Annotated in this window: 28 protein-coding genes; 18 read left to right on the top strand and 10 right to left on the bottom strand. The window is 61.9% G+C overall.

Annotation, left to right across the window (positions count from 1 at the left end; translation table 11 throughout):
• Positions 1 to 10 precede the first annotated feature (10 nt).
• The 6 genes from IM737_RS16410 to pcaH all read right to left on the bottom strand — a co-directional run bounded on the left by IM737_RS16410 (position 11) and on the right by pcaH (position 5,008).
• Positions 11 to 1,180, bottom strand: a complete 1,170-nt coding sequence (locus IM737_RS16410; RefSeq protein WP_236895743.1) for a mandelate racemase/muconate lactonizing enzyme family protein — start codon at positions 1,178 to 1,180, stop codon at positions 11 to 13.
• A 228-nt stretch (positions 1,181 to 1,408) separates the two neighbouring features.
• Positions 1,409 to 1,945 carry a MarR family winged helix-turn-helix transcriptional regulator gene (locus tag IM737_RS16415; protein WP_236895745.1) on the bottom strand — a complete coding sequence of 179 codons (537 nt, stop codon included), beginning with the start codon at positions 1,943 to 1,945 and terminating at the stop codon, positions 1,409 to 1,411.
• Between the two features lie 211 nt (positions 1,946 to 2,156).
• Positions 2,157 to 2,741 carry a YceI family protein gene (locus tag IM737_RS16420; protein WP_236895747.1) on the bottom strand — a complete coding sequence of 195 codons (585 nt, stop codon included), beginning with the start codon at positions 2,739 to 2,741 and terminating at the stop codon, positions 2,157 to 2,159.
• A gap of 38 nt (positions 2,742 to 2,779) precedes the next feature.
• Positions 2,780 to 3,628, bottom strand: a complete 849-nt coding sequence (locus IM737_RS16425; RefSeq protein ID WP_236895748.1) for a hypothetical protein — start codon at positions 3,626 to 3,628, stop codon at positions 2,780 to 2,782.
• Between the two features lie 46 nt (positions 3,629 to 3,674).
• On the bottom strand, positions 3,675 to 4,262 hold the full coding sequence (gene pcaG / locus IM737_RS16430; protein ID WP_236895750.1) for a protocatechuate 3,4-dioxygenase subunit alpha: 588 nt from the start codon (positions 4,260 to 4,262) through the stop codon (positions 3,675 to 3,677).
• Positions 4,262 to 5,008: a protocatechuate 3,4-dioxygenase subunit beta gene (pcaH, locus tag IM737_RS16435; protein ID WP_236895752.1), complete on the bottom strand. Its 747-nt coding sequence runs from the start codon at positions 5,006 to 5,008 to the stop codon at positions 4,262 to 4,264. Before pcaH ends, pcaG begins: the two co-directional genes overlap by 1 nt.
• A gap of 212 nt (positions 5,009 to 5,220) precedes the next feature.
• Between pcaH and IM737_RS16440 the strand changes: the two genes are divergently transcribed.
• From IM737_RS16440 to IM737_RS16500, 13 genes are all read left to right on the top strand, one after another.
• On the top strand, positions 5,221 to 5,691 hold the full coding sequence (locus IM737_RS16440) for a DUF3237 family protein (RefSeq protein ID WP_236895754.1): 471 nt from the start codon (positions 5,221 to 5,223) through the stop codon (positions 5,689 to 5,691).
• Positions 5,692 to 5,777: 86 nt separating this feature from the next.
• Complete coding sequence (locus tag IM737_RS16445; protein WP_236895756.1) at positions 5,778 to 6,257, top strand: VOC family protein; 480 nt, start codon at positions 5,778 to 5,780, stop codon at positions 6,255 to 6,257.
• A gap of 10 nt (positions 6,258 to 6,267) precedes the next feature.
• Positions 6,268 to 7,107 (top strand): ABC transporter permease, encoded by an 840-nt coding sequence (locus IM737_RS16450; protein ID WP_236895758.1) that lies wholly within the window; start codon positions 6,268 to 6,270, stop codon positions 7,105 to 7,107.
• Complete coding sequence (locus tag IM737_RS16455; protein ID WP_236895759.1) at positions 7,104 to 7,877, top strand: ABC transporter permease; 774 nt, start codon at positions 7,104 to 7,106, stop codon at positions 7,875 to 7,877. Before IM737_RS16450 ends, IM737_RS16455 begins: the two co-directional genes overlap by 4 nt.
• On the top strand, positions 7,877 to 8,674 hold the full coding sequence (locus IM737_RS16460) for an ABC transporter ATP-binding protein (protein ID WP_236895761.1): 798 nt from the start codon (positions 7,877 to 7,879) through the stop codon (positions 8,672 to 8,674). Before IM737_RS16455 ends, IM737_RS16460 begins: the two co-directional genes overlap by 1 nt.
• 121 nt (positions 8,675 to 8,795) lie before the next feature.
• Positions 8,796 to 9,767: an ABC transporter substrate-binding protein gene (locus IM737_RS16465; RefSeq protein WP_236895763.1), complete on the top strand. Its 972-nt coding sequence runs from the start codon at positions 8,796 to 8,798 to the stop codon at positions 9,765 to 9,767.
• Between the two features lie 109 nt (positions 9,768 to 9,876).
• Positions 9,877 to 10,608: a YciI family protein gene (locus tag IM737_RS16470; protein ID WP_236895765.1), complete on the top strand. Its 732-nt coding sequence runs from the start codon at positions 9,877 to 9,879 to the stop codon at positions 10,606 to 10,608.
• Positions 10,609 to 10,921: 313 nt separating this feature from the next.
• Complete coding sequence (locus IM737_RS16475; protein ID WP_236895766.1) at positions 10,922 to 11,821, top strand: LysR family transcriptional regulator; 900 nt, start codon at positions 10,922 to 10,924, stop codon at positions 11,819 to 11,821.
• A 105-nt stretch (positions 11,822 to 11,926) separates the two neighbouring features.
• The gene (locus tag IM737_RS16480) at positions 11,927 to 12,514 is read left to right on the top strand and encodes an NADPH-dependent F420 reductase (RefSeq protein ID WP_236895768.1); all 588 of its coding nucleotides are present in this window, start codon (positions 11,927 to 11,929) and stop codon (positions 12,512 to 12,514) included.
• A 55-nt stretch (positions 12,515 to 12,569) separates the two neighbouring features.
• Positions 12,570 to 13,406 carry a VOC family protein gene (locus IM737_RS16485; protein WP_236895770.1) on the top strand — a complete coding sequence of 279 codons (837 nt, stop codon included), beginning with the start codon at positions 12,570 to 12,572 and terminating at the stop codon, positions 13,404 to 13,406.
• On the top strand, positions 13,396 to 14,373 hold the full coding sequence (locus IM737_RS16490; RefSeq protein WP_236895772.1) for a glutathione S-transferase family protein: 978 nt from the start codon (positions 13,396 to 13,398) through the stop codon (positions 14,371 to 14,373). Before IM737_RS16485 ends, IM737_RS16490 begins: the two co-directional genes overlap by 11 nt.
• 50 nt (positions 14,374 to 14,423) lie before the next feature.
• Positions 14,424 to 14,966 carry an alpha/beta hydrolase gene (locus IM737_RS16495; RefSeq protein ID WP_236895774.1) on the top strand — a complete coding sequence of 181 codons (543 nt, stop codon included), beginning with the start codon at positions 14,424 to 14,426 and terminating at the stop codon, positions 14,964 to 14,966.
• A 24-nt stretch (positions 14,967 to 14,990) separates the two neighbouring features.
• Entirely contained in the window at positions 14,991 to 15,164 is a 174-nt protein-coding gene (locus IM737_RS16500; protein WP_236895777.1) for a hypothetical protein, read from the top strand.
• Positions 15,165 to 15,337: 173 nt separating this feature from the next.
• Here IM737_RS16500 and IM737_RS16505 read toward each other — a convergent pair whose 3' ends face one another.
• Genes IM737_RS16505 through IM737_RS16520 form a run of 4 tightly spaced genes read right to left on the bottom strand, consistent with a single transcriptional unit; the run spans position 15,338 to position 18,434 of the window.
• The gene (locus tag IM737_RS16505) at positions 15,338 to 15,922 is read right to left on the bottom strand and encodes an AAA family ATPase (RefSeq protein ID WP_236895779.1); all 585 of its coding nucleotides are present in this window, start codon (positions 15,920 to 15,922) and stop codon (positions 15,338 to 15,340) included.
• Positions 15,922 to 16,674 carry a glutamine amidotransferase gene (locus IM737_RS16510; RefSeq protein WP_236895781.1) on the bottom strand — a complete coding sequence of 251 codons (753 nt, stop codon included), beginning with the start codon at positions 16,672 to 16,674 and terminating at the stop codon, positions 15,922 to 15,924. The genes IM737_RS16505 and IM737_RS16510 overlap by 1 nt, the downstream gene beginning before the upstream one ends.
• Positions 16,671 to 17,687, bottom strand: coding sequence for a LacI family DNA-binding transcriptional regulator (locus IM737_RS16515; protein WP_236895783.1), 1,017 nt, complete (start codon positions 17,685 to 17,687; stop codon positions 16,671 to 16,673). Before IM737_RS16515 ends, IM737_RS16510 begins: the two co-directional genes overlap by 4 nt.
• A gap of 9 nt (positions 17,688 to 17,696) precedes the next feature.
• On the bottom strand, positions 17,697 to 18,434 hold the full coding sequence (locus IM737_RS16520) for a creatininase family protein (protein ID WP_236895785.1): 738 nt from the start codon (positions 18,432 to 18,434) through the stop codon (positions 17,697 to 17,699).
• 135 nt (positions 18,435 to 18,569) lie between these two features.
• Here IM737_RS16520 and IM737_RS16525 point away from each other — a divergent pair, with 135 nt between their 5' ends.
• The 5 genes from IM737_RS16525 to IM737_RS16545 all read left to right on the top strand — a co-directional run bounded on the left by IM737_RS16525 (position 18,570) and on the right by IM737_RS16545 (position 24,729).
• Entirely contained in the window at positions 18,570 to 19,913 is a 1,344-nt protein-coding gene (locus IM737_RS16525) for an amidohydrolase family protein (protein WP_236895787.1), read from the top strand.
• Positions 19,914 to 20,020: 107 nt separating this feature from the next.
• Positions 20,021 to 21,070 (top strand): BMP family lipoprotein, encoded by a 1,050-nt coding sequence (locus IM737_RS16530; RefSeq protein ID WP_236895788.1) that lies wholly within the window; start codon positions 20,021 to 20,023, stop codon positions 21,068 to 21,070.
• A gap of 58 nt (positions 21,071 to 21,128) precedes the next feature.
• A complete protein-coding gene (locus IM737_RS16535) occupies positions 21,129 to 22,673 on the top strand; it encodes an ABC transporter ATP-binding protein (RefSeq protein ID WP_236895790.1) in 1,545 nt (514 codons plus the stop codon).
• Positions 22,670 to 23,794 carry an ABC transporter permease gene (locus IM737_RS16540; RefSeq protein ID WP_236895791.1) on the top strand — a complete coding sequence of 375 codons (1,125 nt, stop codon included), beginning with the start codon at positions 22,670 to 22,672 and terminating at the stop codon, positions 23,792 to 23,794. The genes IM737_RS16535 and IM737_RS16540 overlap by 4 nt, the downstream gene beginning before the upstream one ends.
• Complete coding sequence (locus IM737_RS16545; protein ID WP_236895793.1) at positions 23,791 to 24,729, top strand: ABC transporter permease; 939 nt, start codon at positions 23,791 to 23,793, stop codon at positions 24,727 to 24,729. The genes IM737_RS16540 and IM737_RS16545 overlap by 4 nt, the downstream gene beginning before the upstream one ends.
• Positions 24,730 to 24,731: the final 2 nt, after the last annotated feature.

Genomic DNA, 24,731 nt, shown 5'->3' on the forward strand with positions numbered 1-24,731 from the left:
TGCGGCGCGGTCAGGCCGTGACAACGCGCGTCGAAAAGCCCTTGCTGATATGCGCGGCAATGAATTCCTCATTGAGCTCGACGCCCAGGCCCGGCCCTTCGGGTGCAAACATCTTGCCCCTGGCATAGCGCGGCCCGTTGAGAGCGATTTCGTCGCTCAGGGTGCCGTCTTCCAGCTCGAACACGTCGTGGATCGACAGCGGGCCGCAGTTCTCCTGCACGAATTGCGAGGCCCATTGATCGGCGACCAGCAAATGTGCGGTCGGGCTGGCCTCGAGGCCGGAGCCCGGCATGCAGCCGCACATCACCGACATGCCGGACAACCGCGCCAACGCCAGCCAGCGCTGCGACTTCAGGAGACCGCCGGCCTTCTGGGTCTTGAGGAAGAGGCCGTCGGCGGCCTTCATGTTAATGATCTGCTGGATGTGATGCAGGCCGCGCGCCGATTCATCGGCAAACACCGGCGTGCTGACCTTCTGGCGCAGTCGGGCCATGCCCTCGAGGTCCCAATAGGGTAGGGGCTGCTCGATCAGCTCGAGATTGGCTGGTTCCAGACGGCGCAGGGCGTGCAGCGCCTGCTCGTAGTTCCACATGCCGTTGACGTCCATCATGAGGCGCACGTCATCGCCGAGCGCCGCACGCATCTCCAGTCCACAGCGAATGGCGCTTTCTGGATCGGGGAGGGTCTTGAGCTTGATGAGTTTGAAGCCGGTGCTCAATGCCTTCTGCGCGTCCGCGACAAGCTGGTCTGCGGGGCCGGCCATCAGCACATATCCGAGGTCGACATGCTCAACAGTCTTGCCGCCCAGCAACTGGTAGACCGGCACACCCAGTGCCTTGCCCTTGATGTCGTGCAGCGCCGCGTCAACCATCGACTTGGCGTGGTTGTTGTCGCGAACAAGCAGATCCATGCGCCCAACGATCTTCTCGATCTTGAACGGGTCCTCGCCGATCAAGATGCGCGGAGCGATGTGTGTCGCGATGATGCCGCTGATCGAGTCCTGTGTCTCGCCGTGGTAGAAAGCTGACGTATCCCCGGAATCGGCGATGCCGACCAAGCCATCATCAGTGAATATTTTCAGCACGATCGACTCGACGCTGCGAATGTTGGTCGTGGCAATGATGATCGGTTTGATCAGCGGCGTCGTGACGGGGATGCACTCCACACGGGTTATGCGCATAGGCTTGGACTCCTTCCCAAATTGCGGGAAATCGCCTCGCCGGCTGGTTGAGCCATGCCGGCTTAGTCCTCCCCAAAGGGCCGAGCAGCCATTCTCCGACGGCCTCGGCTCGCTTCCTTCAAGCTGCATGATTTAATTATTAAAGTAAAGTACTTTGTCAAAGTAGATGCGGCTGACTTCTGCCAGGGGCAGGAATCGGGTGGCAGGTAGGGAGCTATGCGCCCGCGGTTATGTTGGAGAAATTTTCTGTCGACCGTCGAGCAGTTTGGAAAGAAGTCCGATCAGTTGCGTCTCTTCCTGCTCGGTCAGGATGCCCTCGACAAAGGCCTTGTCGATCTCGTTGATCATGGGTTCCAGCTTGGCCAGAAGCTTCTTGCCGGCGGGGGTGAGGTGCAACGTTCTTGACCGGCCGTCAGTGCTTGATACGCGACGCTCGGTCCAGCCCTTGAGCGAGAACTCGTTGATCAGGCTCGTCACCTGGGCAGCGTCAAGAAAGATAGCAGGTCCGAGTTGTGATGGCGTCAGGCCCGGATTGAGCCCGATTGCGAACAGGGCGCCGACATCGCGAGCCTGAACGCCAAGGTCCCCGACCGAGGCGCTGAAGTGCGTTCTGAAATTCTTCTGCAATCGTCTAAGATAGTAAGGAAAATGGCCCTTAAGGGGACCGAAGTCTATCTGGCTCGCGATTGCAGGCTCAGGCTGCTTCTCTTGGGTGCGCCGTCCCTGTGGGGCCTTCGTGGTACTCTTTGAAACGGATGCCTTCATAAATACGTCGGTCCCATCAACAATTGGCGGCAACATGGATCGTGATGCAGCGCCCCGTCAGAATCCTTTTATTATTGATCCTAAAATAGATTGGGTGTCCACCCTGAACCTGAACCGACAGCCGAACTGCCCGTACCCGAGAAGGAATGCGCGTTAAGTGCCTGCAACTTGGGATGGTGAGGTGCCGGCGCCATTGGGCGCCGGCATCGGGTCACTTCTTGAACGCTTCGATATTGATGGTCAGTTCGACGTCGGGCCCTAGCCCGAACGCGGTTACCTTGGCCATGCCGAAGTCTGCCGGGGTAATTGTTGCGGTCGCGGTAAAGCCGGACTTCAAGGCCGCAGCGTCCCAGGGCAGGGGGCTTTCGCCGTTCCAGGTGGCATCCAGCACGACGGGCTTGGTGACTCCGACAAGCGTCAGGTCGCCAGTGATCAGCGCGGTAGTATCGCCGGTCTTCTCGATGCCGGTGGAGACGAAGGTAATCTCGGGAAACTCCACCGCGTTAAAGAAGTCGGGGCTTTGCAGATCACGATCGCGGTCGGCAAATCCGGTGTCGATGCTCGATGAGGCAATTGTCACCGACACGGAACTGGCGGTGACATCCTCGCGATCAAAGGTGATGCTGCCGGAAATCGTATCAAAGCTTCCCGTAGCATTAGCCCAGCCCCCATGATTGAGCGAAAAGGCAACCCAGGCGTGTTGCGGATCAATTTCATAGCTATCGGCGGCATAGCCGGGGGCGGTTGCCCCAACGGCAAGCAGTAGCGCTGTGGTGAGATAGGCGAGGCGTTTCATTGTGGTCCCTCCTGTTGTCCGGCTTGAGCGAACGGTCGTCAATCGGCCAACAGAGCTACGCTGTTCCAATAAGCGACACCGACGGCCGCGGCAGCCGGAAGCGCCGCGACAATTCCGAAAACCACCGGCCTCAACAGGCCGGTCATCCCTTTGAGTGAAACGACCTGCACGGCCACCATTGGCAGCACCGCCAGATAGGCCGCCAACGGGCTGATTGACGGCGAGAAGCACGCTACGGTGAGGAAGATGGCCGAATGCGCCATTGCAAGAAGCCAGTTCGCGGAGCGGAAAGCACCAGGTGGCGGAAACCCGCGGCCCGCCAGGACTGCAACGAAGCTGACGATAAGCGTGCCCCCAAAGGCGGCGGCCAGAGCACCTTCGAGTTGGCCCGCGCCAACGAAACCGCCAAGCAGCGCAACAGCGGCGGCGGCAATGGCCGAGAACGTCACGCCTATCCGCAGCACGAAGTAGCCGTCACCTGTTGTATCGTCGCGCCCGCTACCAGCTGTCAGAACGCCGAGGACCAGGGGGAGCGGAAGCAGCCATATCGAGCTGGGCCAGGCCGTCGCCGACGTCAGCCGGTTGCCACCGATCCAAATCAGACCCACCCCTAAGGCAAGAATGCTCACGACGGCCAGCACACGGGTCCCGAGCGGCGCTGTGAATGGGGCAATGACTGCGAGCAGAGTGACGACAATGGCCAGCTTGTGTTTCGACGAAACCGGCGGCAGCGGCGGAATGCCTTCCAGCAATATGAAGATCGCCAGCACAAGCAGCGCGGCCAGCAGGCACTGGAGCATGGCGCGCGAGGTCAGGCGTTGTAGCAGTCCGATCAGGACACCTGCCCCCAAAGGGATGGCGACTGTGATGATGATCAGGCTGGACATGTCTGCAGAACCTTCAAGTGGGCCAAAGCCTGGCCGTTGTCGTTGCCTAGAAATCCAAGAAGACAGTCTCGTCCGGGCCCTGAAGGCGAATATCGAGGTGGTGGTGGCCAGCGCCCAAGAGTGTAGAAATGAGAGTCTTGCGGCGGCGTGGATCGAGCAGGCTGAGCAGGACGGGGTCGGACTCGTTCGCGGCCGCCTCATCCCCGAAATAGACGCGTGTGTGAAGGCCGGTATTGATGCCCCGCGCAGTGATCCAGAAGGTCAGGTGCGGTGCCATGAGTGTTCCGCCTGGCCCCGCAACTCGACCTGGTTTGATCGTGTCGAAGCGAAAGATCCCTTCCCCATCGGTTGCCTGACGGCCGAAGCCGGAGAAGTCCGGGGCGGTATACGACCCCCTCGCATCGGCCTGCCAGAGCTCGACGACGGCATCGGTCAGTGGCGCATCCGAGCCATCCAGCAGGCGTCCGGTAACAGCAATCCGCTCGCCAGTGGTCTCGGACGTGAGCATGCTGGCGCCGAGGTCAACGGGATAGACACCGCCAAGGTCGGCGGAATTGGGCATCAGACCGATATGGACGTAAGGCCCGCCCGTTTGCGATGGAGTTTCCCTTAGCGGGACAAGCTTGTTCGGCATCAATTGCCCTCCAGCTTGTTCTCGAACAGGGTCGAGCGCCGCCCCCGCAGGACGATGTCGAAGCGATACGCCAAAGCATCCATCGGAACGGTGTTGTGCCGGTCCAGACGAGCGATCAGCTGGTCGATTGCCGCCATGTCGGGAATGCCGCCCACGATGGGGCATTGCCAGACCATCGGGTCGCCCTCGAAATACATCTGGGTGATGAGCCGTTGCGCGAAGGCGTGACCGAATATGGAAAAGTGAATGTGGGCCGGGCGCCAGTCATTGCCGCCATTGGCCCAGGGATAGCCGCCCGGCTTGATCGTGCGGAATGAGTAGTATCCGTTCGCATCAGTGATTGTTCGTCCGCACCCCCCGAAATTGGGATCGAGTGGGGCGAGGTATCCCTCGCGCTTGTGACGGTACCGACCGCCGGCATTGGCTTGCCAGCATTCAACCAGCGTGCCGGCCACAGGCCGGGCATTTTCGTCCAGCACCTGACCATGGATAATCAGTCGCTGGCCAATCGCATCGATGCCTTCCCGGCTAAAGTTGCGGATGAGGTTGTTGTCCAGCTCTCCCAGAAGGGAGTGACCGAAGGCTGGTCCGGTCAGCTCCGAGGCCGTCTGGCCAAGAGAGAGAAGCGCATTTCGAGGTGAACGCAGGGTCGAGCTCTTGTAGGCTTGTGTGTACGCCGGCGGATGCCAGGCCCTGTCCCGGGAAATGAAACTTCCCTCGCTGCTGGCAGATAGCTCATCGACCATCACATTCCCTCGCTGTTGGCGGCTGCCAGCCGCTCTCTCATTCGTGTTCCTCCAGCGCCTGTGCTTTGCAGCGCGTGAGGCAATCTGCTCTTGAAATCGCCGATATAGTAAAATTTGTAAACTAAAATATATTTGATTGGCCATCTTGAGTGTTCTCCGGCAAGGGTTCAACCTTGACATCGTGTGAAAACGTCACGGGGGAGAGGGACATCATGGCGATCACGCCCACGCTTGAATTCGCATTTAGCGTCAGGCTCGATTTTCCTCCAGGACCGCGACTACGGCTCCCGCTGGCTGGTGGGGGTGTGCGCGGGTTTGTCTCGATTCTGAAGGGGGAGGTCACCGGGCCGAAGCTGGAAGGCGATGTTGTGCCCGGCAGTGGTGGCGATTGGCCGTTGTTCCGGGCCGACGGCGTAGCCGCTTTCGACGCGCGCTACATGATCAGAGCACGAGATGGCGGCGTGATCTATATGACCAACCGCGGATACGCTCATGCGGCGCCTAACGTTCAACGACTGATCGATCGCGGAGAGAAGGTGGATCCGTCCGCCTACTACTTCCGCCTCGCGCCCGCTTTCGAAACCGAGCCAGGAACGCACGACTGGCTTACCCGGTCTGTCATCGTGGGGACTGGCGAAAAGCAAGCCGATCATTCGATCTTCAACTACTTCGTCGTCCTGTAGCCACCCTACGAGGTTGGTGAGAGGCGGGCTTGCCAAAAGATAATTTACTTGTCATTGTAAAATAAAAAATGGCGAGGGAGGATGCCATGGTGATCGATAAGGTCATAGATCCGGTTCGTGCAGCGGAGACGGCTGCCCTGGGTGTTGGGGCGGAAGCGCCCGCAGCGCTACCGATCATCCGCTACCATCACGTGCGCCTACCCGTTGCCGATCTTGATCGGTCCGTCGACTTCTACCGCTCCGTTCTCGGCTATGAGCCGGACTTCCCGTTCCGTGTCGATGGCGTCATTCGCGGTTGGGCCCTGCACCATCCGTCCGGTGTCGATCTGACTCTGATGCTGGACCCGGAGCGCGCAAAGGCAGCCGCTGGATTTCAGGGTCTTTCCTTCCTGCTGCCGAATGAGGCGAGCTTGCGGGCCCTGGCCGTGACTTTGACCGAACGCGGATTACCGCATGGCGGAATCGTTGAGGGGCTTGCTGGATTCAAGCTGCCCGAGGTCTCCGACCCCGATGGCCATCTCCTCGGCTTCTACATGGCGGGCCAGCGCTCCCGCACGCCGGTATAGGCGAACGGCCATGTCCATGAACAGCGCAACCATTGTAGGGCCCAGATTGACCGGTCTACGAAAATTTGGACTGAACCCCAGTGTCCAGCTTGCCATCAAGCAGGCTTTGGTCGCGCTGGGTCTGATCCTGCTCTGGCAACTGGCGCTGGTTTTCAAATTGATGCCGCCGGCCGGAATGCCCTATCCACTGCCCACATTCCATCGGCTGGGAGCCTTGTTTCTTACGGGGTCCTACTGGACGGCCATCTTCAATACGATGCTGGGCTGGGTCATCGGCATGACGCTCTCGGCCATGGTGGCCATTCCCCTCGGCGTCATCATTGGCCTTAATGGCTTCCTGGTGCAAAGCACCCGGTTCACCATCGATTTCATGCGCACTGTTCCGCCCGTGGCGCTGCTGCCGGTGATGCTGCTGCTGCTGGGGCCAAGCCTCTCAATGAAGCTGGCGCTGATCATCTCCGGATCGGTCTGGCCCCTGCTGATCCAGTCCATCTATGCGGCCGGCCAGCTCGACAATGTCCAGCGCGATGCCGCTCGCTCATTCCGGTTCAGCCGCTGGGTCCGCATCCGCCATCTGATCGTGCCCTCGGTCACCCCTTTCATCTCGACCGGCATCCGCATTGCCGCGACGATCAGCCTGCTGCTCAGCGTCACCGCCGAATATATCGGCGGCGCGCCGGGCATCGGTTTCCAGTTGGGACAGGCCGAAATGAACGGCGTCCTGACCGACATGTATGCCTATATCCTGACGGCGGCAGCGCTCGGCGTCGCGCTCAATATCGGCTTCATCAAGCTGCAGAAAATCGTCCTGTGGTGGCACCCCTCGGTTCGCGCAGGGGGCAAGTCATGATCCGCTTCATCACTATCCTGATCGAACTCTGGCTGCCCGTTCTGCTGGTTGCCATCTGGTGGATTGGCAGTGGCAGCAATCCTTCCATCTACCTGCCGGCGCTGTCCGAAGTGCTGGAGGTTTTCGTCAAGCTGTGGATTTTCGATCATATCCGCATCGACCTTGTCCCCAGCCTCATCAACCTCGCCTTCGGCTATGGCTTGGCGCTCGCCATAGGCATTTCGCTGGGCACCGTGCTCGGCCTGTCGCCGCGCCTCAGTGCCACCATCTGGCCCAGCCTTGAATTCATTCGGGCCATTCCCGGCGTCGCCCTCCTGCCGATCTTCGTCATCATGCTGGGGGTCGGACCCTCCATGAAGATATCGCTTATCGCAGTCGGCGCGGTCTGGCCCATTCTGCTCAATACCGTCGACGGCGTTCGCAGCGTTTCGCCCGAATTGCGGGATGTGGCACGCAGTTTCCGCCTGCCGTTTCATGTTCGCCTGTTCCACATCATCCTGCCGTCGGCTGCGCCCCAGATATTTTCGGGTGCACGGATCAGCCTTTCCATCGGCGTCATCCTCATCGTGGTTTCCGAAATGGTCGGCGCCAATGGCGGCATCGGTTACTTCGTCCGCTCGGCCGAGCGCAGCTTTGCCATCCCCGAAATGTGGAGCGGCATCATCATGCTGGGCCTGGTCGGATACGCGCTCAATTCGCTGTTCCGAGTGGTCGAAGCCAAGGTTCTGTCGTGGCATTTCGCCCTCAACGCCAACGGAAGAAGAAGCTGATGTCCGTTCAACAAATTCAGACAAATCCCGGCCCGGTTTTCAAGGCTGAGGGACTGACGCATTCCTTCGGCAGCAAATGCGTGCTGGGTGACATCACGTTCTCGGTCGAGCAGGGCGAGTTCATGTGCATTGTCGGCCCGTCCGGCATCGGCAAGACGACCCTGCTGCGGTCTCTGTCTGGCCTACTGATCCCGAGTGGTGGCACGCTGATCTTCAACGGCACGCCTATAACCGAGCCACCGGCCGATCTGGCTGTGGTCTTCCAGGATTACAGCCGATCGCTGATGCCTTGGCTCAACATTCTCGACAATGTCACCCTGCCGCTGCGCGGTCAGCATTGCCTGAGCAAGAAGCAGCGCGACGAGCGAGGCATGGCGGCTCTCGAAGAGGTCAACATCGCCGGCTCTGCCACCAAGTATCCCTGGCAGCTCTCCGGCGGCATGCAGCAGCGCGCCGCCATTGCCCGGGCGTTGGCCTACCGCCCGGCGGCAATCCTGATGGACGAGCCGTTTGCCTCGGTCGATGCGCAGACCCGCGCTGACCTTGAGGATCTCGTGCTGTCGGTCCGCGATCACCTTGGGATCACGGTGCTGTTGGTAACACACGATATCGACGAGGCGGTCTACCTCTCCGATAAGGTCTGTGTGCTGTCGGGTTCACCCGCCAAGGTGGCGCGCGTCATTGATGTCGATCTCGGGCGCGAGCGCGACCAGATCACGACCAAGGCCACCAGCGCCTTTACTGAATTGCGTACCGAAGTCTTTCAGATGATCCGGCGTCCCGATGCCCTCACCTGAAGTCTAGTCCAAGAAGGCTCATCACTGACCAGAATCCGGTTCGTCCGTTGGACGATCCTGGAGCGCCCCTTGCTGCGCCGAATTCATAGCCTGATACGACAATCAATGGAGGAGAAGACCAATGCCTAAACTGTCAAACTATCTGCTGCGCACCGCGCTCGTGGTGGGCACATTCGTTATGCCGGCCATGACGATGCCAACGTCCGCGCAGGACCTGGTCAAGATCATCGTGGGCATCCCGCCCAACCTGTCCGGCCTGCCGGTTCATTACGCCGAAGCCAAGGGCTATTTTGACGAAGCCGGGCTCGATGTGGAGATCAGCCTGCTCAACGCCGGCTCTGCTGCCGTCCCCCAGTTGCTGGGCGGGCAGATGAACTTTGCCACCATTGATACGGTCGTCACCATCACCGGTCGCGGCAAGGATATTCCGCTGGTGATCACTGCTCCAAACACCACCGGTATTCCTAACCCCGACAGGGGCTACGGCAACCTGATCGCGTCGGCAACAAGTTCGGTCGCCTCGCTGGAGGACCTGGTCGGCAAGACCGTCGCGGTGAACCAGCTCAACGGCACCGTGTGGGCGGTCACCCGGGCGGCGCTGGATAATGCCGGGGTCGATTCCTCGAAGGTGGAATTCCTCGAAGTCCCACCCCCGCAGATGGTTGCCGCGCTGCAGCAGGGCCGTGTCGAAGTTGCCATTCTGGGTGAACCCGCCTCCTCGATGGCGATTGCCGAGGGCATGAAGGCCCTGGGCAATATCGAAGCCCGCTCGGTCCCCGGCCTGCCGACCTTCACCTTTGTCTCGGCCGAGGAGTGGGTGAACGCGAACCTCGAAACCGTTCAGAAGTTCAACGAAATCATCATCCGTGCGAACACCGAGATCAATGCAGATCGCGCCACGGCAATCGAGATCGCCAAGCAGACCACGACGATCCCGCCCGAAATTCTCGAAATGGTGTTCCTGCCCATCTTCGGGACCAAGGCGGTTGATGCCGAGGGCGTTCAGGGCATGACAAACCTGGCGGTGAAGTACGGATTGATTTCGGAGGCCGACGCCCCCGCGCCCGAAACCGTATTGGCTGGCGGAAACTAGCATCACAATCGAGCCGACGGGGGTCCCCGTCGGCCAATGACAAACCGAATGGTACTTATGGGAGGCGCCTATGTCGCCAGGAGTGAATTCACGACGCCGACGTTTTGTTTTGGCCGCCATTGGCCTAGCTGCTTTGCCGACGCTGGCAGCGTTTCATACTGTTCCGGCTGCCGCGCAGCCGGCCGAAAGTGGCTTGTTTGTGCTGCTCGTTGATGTAGTCGACCCCTCCAGGTTTGAGGAACTGCTACCTGCGCATAGCGCTTGGCTCCACGCCAAGTTCGAGCAGGGCATATTCATCACCTCTGGTGGCCTGGGCGATGCGCGCGCGCTGGCGATGTTCCACGCACCCAACCAGGCCGCGGCCGAGGCGTTGATGGCCGATGAGCCATTGTACAGCAATGGCGTTGCCAAACACGAGGTGCTGCAGTTTACGCCACGGTTCATCAACGCGGCTTTCGCGCCAGTTGCCGGTTTTGCCAGCGCTGCAGAAACCACGGTGTTCGAGTCGCCGCTGCCGGCCGAGGGCCTGTTCGCGCTACTCGTCGATTTCGCCGACCCGGTGAAATTCGAGGAGTTGCTCCCGGTTCATGTTCCTTGGCTGGAACAGAAGTACGAGCAGGGCGTCTTCGTCGCCTCTGGTAGTCTGGGCGACAAGCGCGCGCTCGCACTCTTCAAAGCCGCAAGCCTTGCTGATGCCGAGGCGCTGATGGCCGACGAGCCGTTGAATGCGGGCGGCGCGGTGGTGCATCAGGTGTTGCAGTTCAATCCAAGGTTCCACAGTCCGGCACTGGCGGCTGTTGTCACCGGTGGACAATCGACCGAGCTAGCGCCGCTGACCTAGCGCTCGGCTCAGTCGACGCTTCAGGCGAGGGCTGGTGCCGCGATGGCGACCAGTTCGGTATTCGTGGCGACCATGGCCGGTCGGCAACAGTCTGTCTCTCCAAATCTCAGTCGGCGGCAGGCGCCGCCGGCTGCCCTCCGTTTGGCCCGAAGACGCAAACGTGGGCTGGGACTGCAGCCAAACGCTCAGCTTTCAGCTAGGGTTCACTGCTCTGGTCCACGCCCTCCTATCAAAGCGTCCGGCGTCGCTACATCATCAATGGGGTGGTTGCGGCCGCCTCGCGGTTTCGGAGCTGAGCTAGGGAGCGCGAGGCATGGATAGACTGGCCTGCGATAGAATGTTCATCGCGGTTGTCGAGCGGCACAGCCTGACTGCTGCGGCTGTGAAACTGGGGGTGAGCTCGGGACAGGCCTCCAAGCTCGTTTCGCGGCTCGAAGAAGATCTGGGCGTACAATTGCTGCATCGTACGACGCGCTCTGTTTCAACGACCGAGGCGGGCCAAGCTTATTACGAGCGCATCAAAGGCCTGCTTGATGACATGGACGAGTTGGATGCCACGATCCGCAGTGCCTCCACTGCACCGCGCGGGCGCTTGGCCATGTCGGTGCCGATCACCTTTGGCACGCAGGTGCTCGCGCCGCTTCTGGCCGAGTTCGCCGAGGCGCATCCGCTGATCGAGCTGGATGTGTCCTTCTCGGATCGTGTGGTCAATCTGGTCGAGGAAGGCTTCGATCTCGCCCTTCGCATCGGCACCTTGCGCGACAGTTCGCTGATCGCCCGCAAGCTGTGCCCGATCCGGCTGGTGACCACGGCATCGCCGGGTTATCTCGCGCAGTTCGGGAACCCGGCCACTCCCGCGGATGTGGCGGGGCATGCCTGCATCATCGACACCAACTTCGCCGATCGCGCCACCTGGCGCTTTGCCCATGGGACGAGCGTGCCCATCCGGGGGCGCCTGCGCTTCTCCAATGCCGAGGCCTGTGCGGCGGCCGCCGCGATCGGCCTGGGCCTGGTGCAGGGACCAAGCTTCGTTGCCGGGAACCGGATCAGGGCCGGCCAGCTCGTCCCGGTCCTCGATAGCTTCGAGCCCGATCCGCTCGCTCTATGGGCCGTCTACACCACAGGTCGCCACCTCGCAGCAAAAGTCAGGGTGATGGTCGATTTCCTGATCGAACGCTTTGCCGATAATCCACCCTGGGACCAGGGTTGGTAGTTTCCATTTCGGAAGAAATCTTCTTCGATCTGACCCGATAGTACAGCAGAAGGAACAGGCCCATATTCCCGTCATCGCCGCAGGACAAACGACAGGAATTTAAAAATGACACTCGCAATCATCGGAACCGGCAACATGGCCAAAGGCCTTGCCACAGTTTTCGCCGGCAACGACATCGTCTTCGGCTCGCGCAATCCTTCCGACACAGCCTTGTCGATCGCCGACGCCGTTGCCAAGGCCGATATCGTCTTCCTCGCCGTCCCCTATGATGCTGCCGCCGACGTGGTCGCTGCAGCGAACGGCTTCGCCGGCAAGATCGTGGTCGACTTGACGAACCCGATGAAGGCCGACTTCTCCGGTCTCGCCATCGGCTTTAGCACCAGTGCCGCTGAAGAGATCGCGCGACTGGCGCCGCAGGCCAAGGTGGTCAAGGGCTTCAACACCCTGTTCGCCTCCGTGCTGCAGAATGGCGGCAAGGCTGCCGGCACCCCGGCCACCGTGCTCCTTGCCGGTGACGACGCCGATGCCGTTGCGGAGGTTGAAGCCCTCGTCAACGCTGCCGGCCTCAAGGCTATCGTTGCCGGTCCCTTGGCCGCCTCGCGCAATATCGAAGCCGTCGCCGCCCTCAATATTGGCCTCGGCTACGGCCAGGGCAAAGGCACCGACATTGCCCCCACCTGGGTCGGAATCTGAACCCTAAGTGCACGGGTTTCGGCCACGGCCGGAACCCCTAATACCGGAGACGGAAATGGCCAGCAGTGACGCCCCGATCGATGTCGGACATGTGGCGCTCGTCGTGCGCGATCTCGACAAGGTCGCCACCTTCTATCAGCAGGTGCTCGGTCTTGAACCCCTGACGTCTGACGGAGAGATACGACGCCTCGGCGCCAGGGGCACTACGCTATTGGAACTGCGGCAGGACAAAGCAGCCCGTGTCCGCGCCCCGCGCGAAGCCGGCCTGTTTCACACCGCGTTCCTTCTTCCGTCCCATCAGGAGCTGGCCAACTGGCTGGGCCATATCGCCCGCATCCGCGCGCCGATACAGGGCGCGTCTGACCACCTGGTCAGCGAAGCGATCTATCTGGTCGACCCGGAAGGCAATGGCATCGAAGTCTATGCTGATACGCCGCAAGACACCTGGCAGCACTCGGCCGCTGGCATCATCATGAGCACCGAGCATCTCGATCTCAACGCGTTGTTGAGCGACGCTGACGCCGACTGGCAGGGCATGCCTAGGGGCAGTGTCATCGGCCATGTTCACCTCCAGGTCGGTGCCATTCCCGAAGCCGAGGCGTTCTATACGGGTGTGTTGGGCATGAAGCTCAAGACCCGCTATCCTGGCGGCAGCTTCTACGCCTCCGGCGACTATCACCATCACCTGGCGACCAATATCTGGAACAGTCGTGGCGCCAAGCCTCTGGCCGGCGGCGAGACAGGCCTTGCCGAAGTCGTGCTGCGCGCGACGAAGTCCGAACATGATGCGCTCGCTGCGCGGGCCGGCCAGACAGGCGAAATCCTGACCCTGGTCGATCCCTGGAATATCCCCCTCACGATTACGACCAAGGACGAGACCCATGTTGGTTGATGGCAAGTGGACGGAAAACTGGCAGCCGGTGCAGGCCAGCGACGCCAAAGGTGGCTTCGTGCGGCAGATTTCAGGCTTTCGCCATTGGGTGACGCCTGATGGCAGTGCCGGGCCGACCGGCGATGCGGGCTTTGCTGCCGAGGCTGGCCGTTACCACCTCTATGTCGCCCTGATCTGCCCATGGGCGTCTCGCACCTTGATTGCGCGCAAGCTCAAGGGTTTGGAACACCTAATTTCCATCAGCGTCGTCAACCCGCGTCTTAGCGACCATGGTTGGGCTTTCGGCGGCTATCCCGGCGCCGATTTGGATGCGCTCAACGGCGCGTCTTTCATGCACCAGATCTATACCAAGGCCGATCCGCACTACACCGGCCGGGCTACTGTCCCAGTGCTGTGGGACAAGAAACTCGGCACCATCGTCAACAACGAGAGCGCCGATATCGTGCGCATGCTCAACTCTGGCTTCGGCGACTTGGCAAGCGGCCCCAACCTTTACCCCGAGGCCTTGCGCAGCCAGATCGACGCACTCAATGCCGATATCTATCCGCGCCTCAACAACGGCGTCTATCGCGCCGGCTTTGCCGTGACGCAGCTGGCCTACGAAGAAGCCTTCGACGACGTATTCTCGATGCTCGATAGCCTCGAGAAGCGCCTACAGGCCGGTGAGCCCTTCCTCTTCGGCAATGCCGTGACCGAGGCGGACATTCGCTTGTTCGTCACCCTGGTCCGCTTCGACGCTGCCTATCACGGCCTGTTCAAGTGCAATCTGCGACGGCTGGCGGACTATGCCGCGCTCAGCATCTATCTGGCCACCATGATGGCCGTGCCGGGCGTCGCCGAGACGGTCAGCATCGAGCACATCAAGGCCGGCTACTATTCTATCAAGGCACTCAACCCCAACGGCATCGTGCCTAAGGGACCAGACCTGCCGGGCCTAGCGCACGTTTCATTGAAAGCGAAAAATTGATGTGTGGACTTGTCATTCTTTTGCACGGCGTGGGTAGCAATGGCGCCAACATGGCCGCGCTCGGCCAAGCCATGGCACCGGACCTCCCTGGCGTGATCTTCGAAAGCCCCGATGCGCCGCATTCGAGCGGTCGCGGACGGGAATGGTTCAGCGTCGCCGGCGTAGCGGTGGACAACCGGGCCGAACGCGTGCTGGCTGCGCGTCCTTCGTTCGATACGGTCATCGACAGCCTGATCCAGAAGCATGGCATCGCGGGCGAGCTGGATCGCGTCGTGTTCGTTGGTTTTTCACAAGGCTCGATCATGGCACTGGACGCGCTGGCGAGCGGCCGTTGGCCCGTCGGCGCCATTGTCGCCTTCTCCGGGCGCCTAGCATCGCCGACACCGCTATCGCCATCGACAACGACGCCATTGCTGCTGGTGCATGGGGATGCCGATCCCGTCATGCCCTTTGCCGAAGCCCAAAAGGCGGTAGACCAGCTCAATCCATTCGGTGTCGCAGTGCAGATCGCCATCGAGCGGGGCCTTGGCCATCAAGTGTCTCCGCATGGTCTGGAACTGGCCGTCGCATTCATACGAGACGCGCTTTCCTAGGTGTGTGGCGTTGCCGACGCTGCTTTGCTGCAACAACAACCCGTGTTGTCGATATCCGGCATCCAGGTGCTGCCCGGGCACAGCAAGCTCGATACCACGGCGCTCTACACCAAGGTCTCGACCCGTACGTTCCACGCGGTCGCCGGGCCGCTCGACCGGTTGATGGCGCTGATGGAGGACAAGCCGCCGCCCAGTTGAGCCGGTGCGCGCCGCCGAAAAGGCTCACCCCCGGAATTTGTCTTTGTAAGTTGTTGGTCGCAAGTACGGTTTCGAACAGTCACGGTGCACCGCTCGGTCTCGGGATATCAGCCCGATCTATCCGGCCGGTGTGATCAAAGCGATCGTCGCCGGAGGCGATGTCGGATTGTTCGTCATGACAGCCTTCCATCAGCCAAAGCGGCCATGATCCAGTCGCGATAGCGCTGCTCCTTGTTCGGCATCTCCGGCACGACCCGGCTCGCCTCCTCCATGAAGAAACGATAGTCGCGGCCCATCTTCTGGCCGGACAATGTGTGCATGTCGCGCGCAAAGTCGGGGATGTCGGCCCGCAATTCGCCGAGTTGGGTGCCACGCATGGCCCAGTTGACCATGTCGTCGCTGGTGCGGTCCTTGTCCGAACCACACAGCATGCGGATAGCGTGCACTGCAAACAGGAAACGGTCACCCGAGGGGCGGTCGTAGCGCCTGTGCTGCTGGAACAGCGTCTCTATCAACACCGGCGCCTGCGGGTTGCCCATGCCGATATCCTCGACGGCGATGACGCATAGCCTTGCCCAGAGCTTGTCCTCCAGTTCCGGGCTTGTCGCATACATTTCCCAGCCCAGGAGCAAGGCATTGTCGATCATGCCGCGGCGGATGGATTTCTGCAGCGCCGAGATCACCTCGTCGGCAGCAAAGCCATGTTCAGTGGTTGTGCGTTGCCAGGGGTCGGCGGGTTGTTCAACGGCGATGCTCATCAGTTCTTTGCTCCAGCCCAGTCGGCAATCTGCGCCCACAAGCGTCCATATCCATCCCATTCCACAAAGGGAGGCGGCGCCCAGTGAGGTCCGCAATCGGAGGCAAAGGCGACACCGCGCCCCTTGCCGAAGCTGCCAGCGACCAGCAGCGGATCATCGCCGACCGTGGCGATGACGCTGGCACTGGGCTTGGCGGTCAGGCGGTTATAGCCCAGCAACGCCGGCCACATATTGGGCAGTCCCGCAACCATGGGATGGGTAGCGTCCACGACCTGCGGCACGACGCCCTGCGGCGCCTCGGCTCGGTCGTCTCCGCGCATCATCACGACCGGCAGCGCGTCCTCGACCGGCGAGCCGGCATATTGTCCCTTGGCGTCGATGCCCTGGAAGGTCAGGTAGCCGCCGACCATGACAAGACCCCCGCCATTGACCACGTATTCGCGGATCGCCGCCAGCCGGTTGGGCAGGACCTTCGACTTGGTGAACGTGTCGGGGTGCAGTAGCAGGGTGTTGGCGCCGATGTCCGACAGCAGCACACAGTCGTAGACGCTCAGGTCTTGCGCCGCGAAGGGAAAATCGCGGGCGGCGACATGGGCTGGCTGGTACGTCACGTCCCAGCCGCCCTGCTCGAGGGCGGTCTGGAGCCAGCGGACCCCTTCGGCATATTCGGTCGTGGTGAAGCTATCGAAGCCCTTCTGGTGGATGGAATGAACCGTCCACGATTCGCCGGCGATGAGGATACGCTTGGTCATGTCTGGGCCTTGGCGGGTGGTGGCGCCACCGATTGGCGCGCCACGAGGTGAACAGGGAGCCGGGTCTCCGGCGGCGGAGGAGGACCATCGCCGAGGAGCGACAGCAGATGCTGCACCGCCACTCGGCCCATTTCGGCGACCGGCTGACGGATGGTGGTAAGAGGGGGGGCGACCAGTTCGGCAAAGGCCATGTCGTCGAAGCCAATGAGGCTAAGGTCGTCGGGGATGACAAGCCCGCGCTCTCGCACCGCTTGCAGCACGCCGATGGCGATATAGTCCGAACAAGCCAGGATGGCCGTCGGCCGCTCCGGCGCGTCGAGCATTACGGCTGCGGCTGTCGCGCCGTAGTCGCGGCTGTATTCGCCGAGCATCACCCAACCCGGGGCCATGGGCAGCCCGGCTTCGCTCATGGCACGGGAAAAGCCGGCGAGGCGCTCGTTGACGCTCATCAGGCGGTATGGTCCACCAATCAGCGCTATATCGCGGTGGCCCGCCTCGATCAGGTGGCGCGTGGCAGCGTAGGCGCCCTCGGCATTTTCGACAAACACGCCTGGCAGGCTCACGCCCGCGATGTCTTCGTCGAGCAACACGACATTGTCGCGGCCCGCCAGCAGGCCGGCAAGAGTGCCATCGTCCACCCGGTTGGTCATCATGATGAGACCATCGACATGGCTGTCAGCCATGCGCTGGATGGCGTCCACCTCCCGCGCAAGGTCGCCGCTCGTCGATGATATATACACCGCGTATCCGCTCGCATGTGCTTCCCGTTCCACGGCGGCAGCCAATTCTGCAAAGAAGGGGTTGGCGATATCGGGGGTCACAAGGCTAATGGCCTCGGCCTTACCCGTCGACAACCGTCGCGCTAGTACGTTGGGCCGGTAATCCAGCTTGGCGATGGCGGCGTCGACCCGGTCCCGCGTAGCTTGTGGCAGGTCAAGGCGACGGTTCAGGTAGCGCGAGACCGCTGTGGGCGATACACCGGCTTCTGCCGCGACGTCGTTCAGCGTCGCCATGGACCGCACCTATATCGCATGACGGCGTCTCCATTCCGCGATGACGGCCAGGCTTGCGGATACGATGCCATCGACCAGAGCCTCACCCTTTGCCGCGGTGGCCGGGCGCGGGTCGCCGAACACACCAGACGGGTTGAAGTCTCGCACCTGCATGGGTTGTGATCCGAAGTCAGCCGGAAACTGGGGGTATGATGGCGCCGCGCGCTCCATCGCCACGGACGCCGGTGCTACGGCGAGCATGATGGACGTCTCCACCTCGTCGGCATGGTAGAAGCCTGGCGCGGCCGGCTCGCTTTCGCAAATTTCGGCGGCCAGAGCCTCCAGGCCGGGATAGTCGAGATGGCAGACCGGCAGGCCGACCCCGGCCAAGTACCGAGCCGCGAGCAGCATCGGTTCGCGATTGCCGAAGTGTCCATTGACCAGCACCAGCCCACGCACACCGCCGCGCTGCAGGTCGGACCCAATATCCTCGATCATCGCTTGCAAGGTTCGAGGCGAGATCGAAATCGTGCCTGGAAAGCTCCGTGCCGTCCAGGCATCGCCATAGGTTATGGGTGGGAGGAGCAGGGCCGACAGGGCATCCGCCAATCGTCGCGCGACGCCATGCGCCATATCGGTATCCGTGGTCAAAGGCAGATGTGCGCCATGCTGCTCGCAGGCCCCCAGCGCTAGAACGGCCAGCGCACCAGCAGCAATCCTGGCCTCAGCTTCCGGCCAGGCAATGCGCGAAAAATCGGCAGCGGTCATTCGTAAGATGCTGCAAATATGGGCAAAAATCGGCAAAGCCGATCAAGCAGGCAATCCGTCCGCAAATGCATTTGACAAGCTTCGAGAAAGTGGCGTTAGATCGGTATGTAAAGCGCTTTACTAACGTTAGGTCAAATGGCTTCTGTTCTGCTCCGCGATGCTAACGTTCTGACGGTAGACCGCCAGGACACGGTCCACATGGCGGGGTGGATTGCGCTAGCCGACGGCAGGATCACCGGCGTGGGGCCGGCCGCCAATTGCCCGGACGGGGCGGGGTTTGACGAGGTTCTCTCGTTGCCGGGTCACATCGTCATGCCGGGCCTCGTCAATGCGCATACGCATTCGGCAATGGTGCTGTTTCGCGGCCGGTCCGAGGGGCAAAGCCTGCTTACCATGGACGGTTGGTATAATTCGATCCGCGAACCTGAGCTGTCGCTCCAAGCCAACGACATAGGCCCGGCCGTTGCCCTGTCCTGCGCAGAGATGGCGCTGTCGGGCACCACTACGTTCTGCGACCAATACTTCTTTGCCGAGGAAATCGCTGATGCTGCCGCCGAGAGCGGCCTGCGGGCAGTCGTCGCCTATGGCATCGTGCAGCTGGGCGACGAGGCGCGCGGCAGCGAAGAACTATCCAGGGCCGCTGCCTTCATCGAGCGCCAACGCTCGTCTGACGGACGGGTAGTCCCCTGGTTTGGACCACACGCACCTTACGTCGACAACTCGGAGGAACTGCTGCGGGCGGAGGTTGCCATGGCGGTCAAATACGGCGTCGGCATGCATCTCCATATGGCGGCTGGTCCCGAGGACAATGAACAAACCATGGCGCGCTATGGGCTCACCGCAACGCAGGCATTGTCACGAGACGGTTTCTTTGCCGGTCGCGTCCACGCCGCCCACTGCCTCGACCTGACCGAAGACGACATCGCGATCTTCGCGGCCGCACCGGCCGCCTCGGTGTCCTACAATGCCACTGCCGGCCTGCGCTCGGGTCGTGAGGGTATCTGCCCGGCGGTGAAGTTGCGCGAAGCCGGCGTGGTGGTTGCTCTCGGTACCGACAATGTCGCGGCAAACAATTCCTACGACATGATTGCCGAGATGCGCGTAGCTGGTTTGGTCGCATCCCACCGCGAGGGTCGCGCCCAGCCGCTTTCCAGCCGTGACCTTGTGCGCATGGCCACCATCGATGGTGCGCGGGCACTGGGGCTCGATCACGAAACCGGTTCGCTCGAAGCCGGCAAGGCGGCCGACATCATAGCCATCGACATCTCGGGCGCCGGCTATTCGGAAACGCCGGACCTTGAAACCCTGCTGGTCTATTCCGGCAGCGGGCGTGACGTAACCCGTGTCTGGGTCGCGGGCGAGCAAGTGGTAGACAATCGCCGCCTGACCCGCCGACCGCTGTCGGAAATCAGGCAAGATTATTCCGTGACCTATCAAGACTTTTGGGCCCGCGTCGCCGCCGCCCGTATGGTGGCCTGAATGGCTTACCCGCTCCTTTCGATCCGGACACCGGGGCCCAACGGGCCTATCGCGTTTTATTCCGCCTGCAACCCAAACAAGCCTTGAACCCAACAGGAGTGCCGTCCATGTCGCTGAAACTACTCTCCCGCCGTGCCTTTGCCGGCCTGACCCTTGCCGCCGGCCTCATGTCCTCAACTGCGGCGATTGCCCAGGAGTATACTGCCGAGAACCCACTCAAGGTCGCGCTCGTCCTGCATGGCACGCTGGGTGACAAGAGCTTCTTCGACTCCGCGGCCGCCGGCATGGAAAAGGCCAGCGCCGAGCTGCCGGTGGACATAAAAATCATCGAACTGGGCTATGACCGCTCCAAGTGGCAGGCCGGCCTCGCCGACGCGACCGATTCCGGTTATGACGTCATCATCGCTGGTACCTTCGACATGACCGGCTACATCGTCGAGCTGGCGCCCGAATATCCGGACGTCAAGTTCATCGACTTCGACGACTCGCCGGACTTTACCGCTTGCGAATGCAGCAACGTTCTGGCCGTGCAATACGGCACCTCGACAGCTGGCTACCTCGCCGGCTATGCGGCCGCCAAAGTCTCGACCTCAGGCATACTGGGCACCATCATCGGCATGGAGTTCCCCACCGTTACCGACTTCAAGACCGGCTTCGACGAGGGTGCCAAGGATGCCAATCCAGATATTCAGATCCTGAATGCCGTCGCCGGCACCTTCTCGGATCCGGCAAAGGGCAAGGAGATTGGTCTGGCCCAGCTTAACCAGGGTGCCGACGTCATCTTCCCGATCGCCGGCGGTACCGGTCTCGGCGCCCTGCAGGCCGTCAAGGAAGCTGGTGGTGGCAAGCTTGCAGTGGGTGTGGACAGTGACCAAGCCACCATCTTCGCCGCCTCCGATCAGGCCCAGGCCGATGTGATCTTCACCTCCGTCGAAAAGAAGGTTGGAGAGTCGCTCTTCCTGGCTCTCCAGGGCACCATCGACGGCAGCCAGGAATATGGCCAGCGTATTCTGCTCGGTCTGGCCGATGGCGCCGTCGGCATCTCCAAGAACGCTCAGTATGAGGCGCTCGTCCCCGCCGATGTCCGCGCCGAGATCGATGTGCTGGAAGCCAAGATCATCTCGGGCGAAATCACCGTCGCCACCGACATGAAGTAATGTCTGCGGGCGCCGCCTTGGCGGCGCCCGTTCCTTGTGACGGAACTGGCGGTATAGCATGGCCCTTCTTCAGGCGATTGGCATTGGCAAGGTCTATCCCGGTGGCGTCGTCGCCAATGACGCGGTGAACCTTCGGGTCGAGGCCGGCGAGGTTCACGCCGTCGTGGGTGAGAACGGTGCCGGCAAATCCACCCTGATGAAGATCCTGTTCGGTATCGAGCAACCCAATGCGGGCGACATCCTGCTTGATGGCAAGCCGGTGCAGTTCGCCGGCCCGCGCCAGGCGATAGACGCCGGCATCGGCATGGTGTTCCAGCACTTCTCGCTGGTCCCTTCTTTCTCCGTCTATGAAAACGTCGTGCTCGGCTCCGAGCCGCGCGACGGTGTGAGGTTCGACCGCAAGAAGGCGATCGAGCAAGTGCACGCGCTCTCGGAAAAGTTCCGCCTTTCCGTTGATCCTCTGCCGCCTGTGGGCCAACTCCCTGTCGGCCAGCAGCAGCGGGTGGAAATTCTGAAGGCCCTTTATCGGGACGCGCGCATTCTCATCCTCGACGAACCCACTGCAGTGCTGGCGCCGCAGGAGGTGGAGGAGCTGTTTGTTGCCGTGCGTGCGCTGGTAGCGCAGGGTCGCACCGTAATCTTCATCGCGCATAAACTGCCCGAAGTGCTGGAAATTTCAGATCGCATCACCGTCATGCGCGCCGGCAAGACCGTGGGCGAGGTCGCGACCGCCGAGGTGACAGAAAGGTCCCTTGCCGCCATGATGGTAGGCAAGGAAGTGACGCTTCGCGTCGACCGCGCCAAGACCGAACAGACCCATCGCGTCGCGACGGTATCGGCGCTGCGCGTCGTCAATGCCCGCGGCACCGAAGTTGTGTCCGGTCTCGATCTCAGCGTGCGCGCGGGTGAAGTGGTCGGGCTGGTCGGCGTCGAGGGCAACGGCCAGGCCGAAACGCTGGAGGCCATTGCCGGCCTGCGCCACACAAGTGGCGGCGGCATCAGCATCGACGACCACGACATCACCGAAATGCCCGTGCTGGAGCGTCGCGGGCTAGGCCTTGCTTCAATTCCAGAAGACAGAATCGCGCGTGGCCTGGCCACTGGTGCCAGCGTAGCCGAGAACCTGGTGGCGACGCGGCTCGACGATCCGCGCTATGTTCGCAACGGCATTCTGGATCTCAAGGCGATCAAGGCCAATGCGCTCAAGCTGATCGAGCAGTTCTCCATCCGCGTCAGCGGACCGGGCGCGGCCGTTGGCACCCTGTCGGGGGGCAATATGCAGAAGGTCGTGGTGGCCCGCGAACTGGGCGAGCAGCCCAAGTTGCTGCTGGTCAACCAGCCGACGCGCGGCGTCGATCTCGGCGCGACGCAGTTCATCTGGCGCACCATCACCGACGCACGGGATGCCGGTACGGCGGTGTTACTGAGCTCGGCCGATCTCTCCGAGCTGCTGGCGCTCAGCGACCGGCTGGTTGTGCTGTATCGCGGCAAGGTGGTGGCAGCCTTCGTCAACACCCCCGACCTCACGCCAGAAACTTTGGGCACCTATATGCTCGGCCTCGCCACCCAGACTGCAGACGAAATGAAGGCGGCACTCCCATGAGCACCGTCTCGTCGCTCGCTCGCGCCTCCCGTTGGGTCACCTTGCGCCGCGAGGTCGGTCGCGCCCTGGGCGCATTGCTCATCGCGCTGCTGGTTACCTTTTTCATCGTGTTCCTGACTTCCAAGGCCCCGCTTGACGCCATAGGCCAGCTACTGACAGCGCCCGCGTCCCGGCCGCGCACCATCGGCCTTTGGCTCGACGACGTCGCGAAGCTGACCATCACGGGTCTGGCCTTCTCGCTGGTGTTCCAGGCACGGCAGTTTGCCATGGGTGTGCAGGGGCAGGTCTATGTCGGGGCAATAGCGGCTGCCTACGTATCGCTGTCGCCGCTCGGAGCGACCTGGGCGGCAATTCCGCTCGGCATGGCGGCTGCGATGCTGGCAGGCGCCTTCTACGGCTTCCTGCCGGGCATCGCCAAGGCCAAGCTGGGGGCCAACGAGATCGTGTCGTCCCTTATGCTCAACTACATCGCCATCGAGCTGTGCAACATCCTCGTCCGCACCAACCTGCCCAAGCCTCAGGCTGGCGTGCTGACCACCAATGCCTTTCCCGATACGGCAGTCTTCCCGCAACTCTTCGACAGCGATTTTCTGACCATCGCCCGTCTCGACCTCGGCCTGATCTTTGCCCTGGTGGCCGTTGTCGTGGTCTGGTTCGCGCTTTACCGCACCGCCTGGGGCCTCAAGCTCAGGCTGGTGGGGCACAACGCCAACTTTGCCGAATATGCCGGCATTCGCTCCACCTTCATCATGGTGTCCGCCATGACGGCATCGGGCGCGCTGGGCGGGTTGCTGGGCTCGATGTTCGTGCAGGGCCAGAGCTATGGCATGCTGACGGTGCTGTTCGAGGGCAACCTCGCCTTTGAGGGTATTCTGGTCGCCATCGTCGCGCGCAGCCGCCCACTCGCCGTGCCTGTGGTGGCACTGTTCTACGGCTACCTGCGCCAGGGCGCACAATTGATGAACATCCGCACCGACGTCCCTGCCGAGGTGATCGGCGTGGTGACCGCCATCATCATTCTGCTCGTCTCTTCGTCCTTTTCACTCAACTTCGTGACACGCCTGTTCCGACGCAATGCCGGATCGGTTAGCGCACCTGCCGCCGAGGCTGCCGCAAAATGATGGAACTCTTCGTCACTGTTTTCTCGGCAGCCTTCTTCGTCACCATCATCCGCACCACAACTCCGCTACTGCTGGCGACGATGGGCGGCCTCATCGCCGACCTGTCGGGCGCGCTGAACGTCGCACTCGAAGGCATGATGCTGATCGGCTGCCTGACCGCGGTGATCGTTTCGGTCTTCGCTCCGTGGTATGTCGCGGTCGTGGCGGGCCTGGGGGCTGGGGCGCTGCTGGGTCTGGTGATGGCGTTCTTCGCCTACCGGCTCAAGGCGGACATCATCCTTGTTGGTTTCGCCATCAACATCCTGGCGGCGGGCGGCACTGTCTTCGCGCTGACCATCGCCACCGGCGGCGACAAGGGCACCTCTATCAACCTGCCCTCCAAGGCCGTCCCGGCGCTCGACCTGAGCTTTCTCAGTAACGTCCCCTATATCGGCAACGGTCTGACGGCCGTGCTTTCAGGGCACTCCATCCTGAGCTGGCTTGCATTGCTCATCGTCATCGGCATCTGGTATTTTCTGTACCGCACGCCTTGGGGCTTGTGGCTGCGCGGGGTCGGCGAGTACCCAGCGGCGCCTGAGGCAGCCGGCATTCCTGTGAACCTGGTGCGCACGCTCAGCCTTATGGTTTCGGGTGGGCTGGCCGGCTTGGGCGGCGCGCAGCTTGCCATGTTCAACTATGTGGGCTTTACCCGCGACATGACGGCCGGCCGCGGCTTCATCGCCCTGGGTGCGGTGCTACTCGGTGCCCGACACCCACTGGGCGCCCTTGTCGCGGCGTTGCTGTTCGGCGCCTTCGAAGCGCTGGCTGTGATCATGCCCGGTCTTTTCCAGCAGATCCCGGCCGAGCTCATCCGGATGATCCCGTTCATCGTTACCATCCTGGCCCTGATCCTCTTCAGCTACCGCGCTCAGCGCGCCCGCCAGCTCAGGCTTTAGCC

Source organism: Devosia sp. SL43 (genome assembly GCF_021729885.1).
Taxonomy (GTDB): Bacteria; Pseudomonadota; Alphaproteobacteria; order Rhizobiales; family Devosiaceae; genus Devosia.

Excerpts from the sequence above, each read along its gene's own strand:
- IM737_RS16410 (WP_236895743.1), bottom strand. The coding sequence starts at position 1,180 with ATGCGCATAACCCGTGTGGAGTGCATCCCCGTCACGACGCCGCTGATC.
- IM737_RS16415 (WP_236895745.1), bottom strand. The coding sequence starts at position 1,945 with ATGAAGGCATCCGTTTCAAAGAGTACCACGAAGGCCCCACAGGGACGG.
- IM737_RS16420 (WP_236895747.1), bottom strand. The coding sequence starts at position 2,741 with ATGAAACGCCTCGCCTATCTCACCACAGCGCTACTGCTTGCCGTTGGG.
- IM737_RS16425 (WP_236895748.1), bottom strand. The coding sequence starts at position 3,628 with ATGTCCAGCCTGATCATCATCACAGTCGCCATCCCTTTGGGGGCAGGT.
- pcaG (WP_236895750.1), bottom strand. The coding sequence starts at position 4,262 with ATGCCGAACAAGCTTGTCCCGCTAAGGGAAACTCCATCGCAAACGGGC.
- pcaH (WP_236895752.1), bottom strand. The coding sequence starts at position 5,008 with ATGGTCGATGAGCTATCTGCCAGCAGCGAGGGAAGTTTCATTTCCCGG.
- IM737_RS16440 (WP_236895754.1), top strand. The coding sequence starts at position 5,221 with ATGGCGATCACGCCCACGCTTGAATTCGCATTTAGCGTCAGGCTCGAT.
- IM737_RS16445 (WP_236895756.1), top strand. The coding sequence starts at position 5,778 with ATGGTGATCGATAAGGTCATAGATCCGGTTCGTGCAGCGGAGACGGCT.
- IM737_RS16450 (WP_236895758.1), top strand. The coding sequence starts at position 6,268 with ATGTCCATGAACAGCGCAACCATTGTAGGGCCCAGATTGACCGGTCTA.
- IM737_RS16455 (WP_236895759.1), top strand. The coding sequence starts at position 7,104 with ATGATCCGCTTCATCACTATCCTGATCGAACTCTGGCTGCCCGTTCTG.
- IM737_RS16460 (WP_236895761.1), top strand. The coding sequence starts at position 7,877 with ATGTCCGTTCAACAAATTCAGACAAATCCCGGCCCGGTTTTCAAGGCT.
- IM737_RS16465 (WP_236895763.1), top strand. The coding sequence starts at position 8,796 with ATGCCTAAACTGTCAAACTATCTGCTGCGCACCGCGCTCGTGGTGGGC.
- IM737_RS16475 (WP_236895766.1), top strand. The coding sequence starts at position 10,922 with ATGGATAGACTGGCCTGCGATAGAATGTTCATCGCGGTTGTCGAGCGG.
- IM737_RS16480 (WP_236895768.1), top strand. The coding sequence starts at position 11,927 with ATGACACTCGCAATCATCGGAACCGGCAACATGGCCAAAGGCCTTGCC.
- IM737_RS16485 (WP_236895770.1), top strand. The coding sequence starts at position 12,570 with ATGGCCAGCAGTGACGCCCCGATCGATGTCGGACATGTGGCGCTCGTC.
- IM737_RS16490 (WP_236895772.1), top strand. The coding sequence starts at position 13,396 with ATGTTGGTTGATGGCAAGTGGACGGAAAACTGGCAGCCGGTGCAGGCC.
- IM737_RS16495 (WP_236895774.1), top strand. The coding sequence starts at position 14,424 with ATGGCCGCGCTCGGCCAAGCCATGGCACCGGACCTCCCTGGCGTGATC.
- IM737_RS16505 (WP_236895779.1), bottom strand. The coding sequence starts at position 15,922 with ATGAGCATCGCCGTTGAACAACCCGCCGACCCCTGGCAACGCACAACC.
- IM737_RS16510 (WP_236895781.1), bottom strand. The coding sequence starts at position 16,674 with ATGACCAAGCGTATCCTCATCGCCGGCGAATCGTGGACGGTTCATTCC.
- IM737_RS16515 (WP_236895783.1), bottom strand. The coding sequence starts at position 17,687 with ATGGCGACGCTGAACGACGTCGCGGCAGAAGCCGGTGTATCGCCCACA.
- IM737_RS16520 (WP_236895785.1), bottom strand. The coding sequence starts at position 18,434 with ATGACCGCTGCCGATTTTTCGCGCATTGCCTGGCCGGAAGCTGAGGCC.
- IM737_RS16525 (WP_236895787.1), top strand. The coding sequence starts at position 18,570 with ATGGCTTCTGTTCTGCTCCGCGATGCTAACGTTCTGACGGTAGACCGC.
- IM737_RS16530 (WP_236895788.1), top strand. The coding sequence starts at position 20,021 with ATGTCGCTGAAACTACTCTCCCGCCGTGCCTTTGCCGGCCTGACCCTT.
- IM737_RS16535 (WP_236895790.1), top strand. The coding sequence starts at position 21,129 with ATGGCCCTTCTTCAGGCGATTGGCATTGGCAAGGTCTATCCCGGTGGC.
- IM737_RS16540 (WP_236895791.1), top strand. The coding sequence starts at position 22,670 with ATGAGCACCGTCTCGTCGCTCGCTCGCGCCTCCCGTTGGGTCACCTTG.
- IM737_RS16545 (WP_236895793.1), top strand. The coding sequence starts at position 23,791 with ATGATGGAACTCTTCGTCACTGTTTTCTCGGCAGCCTTCTTCGTCACC.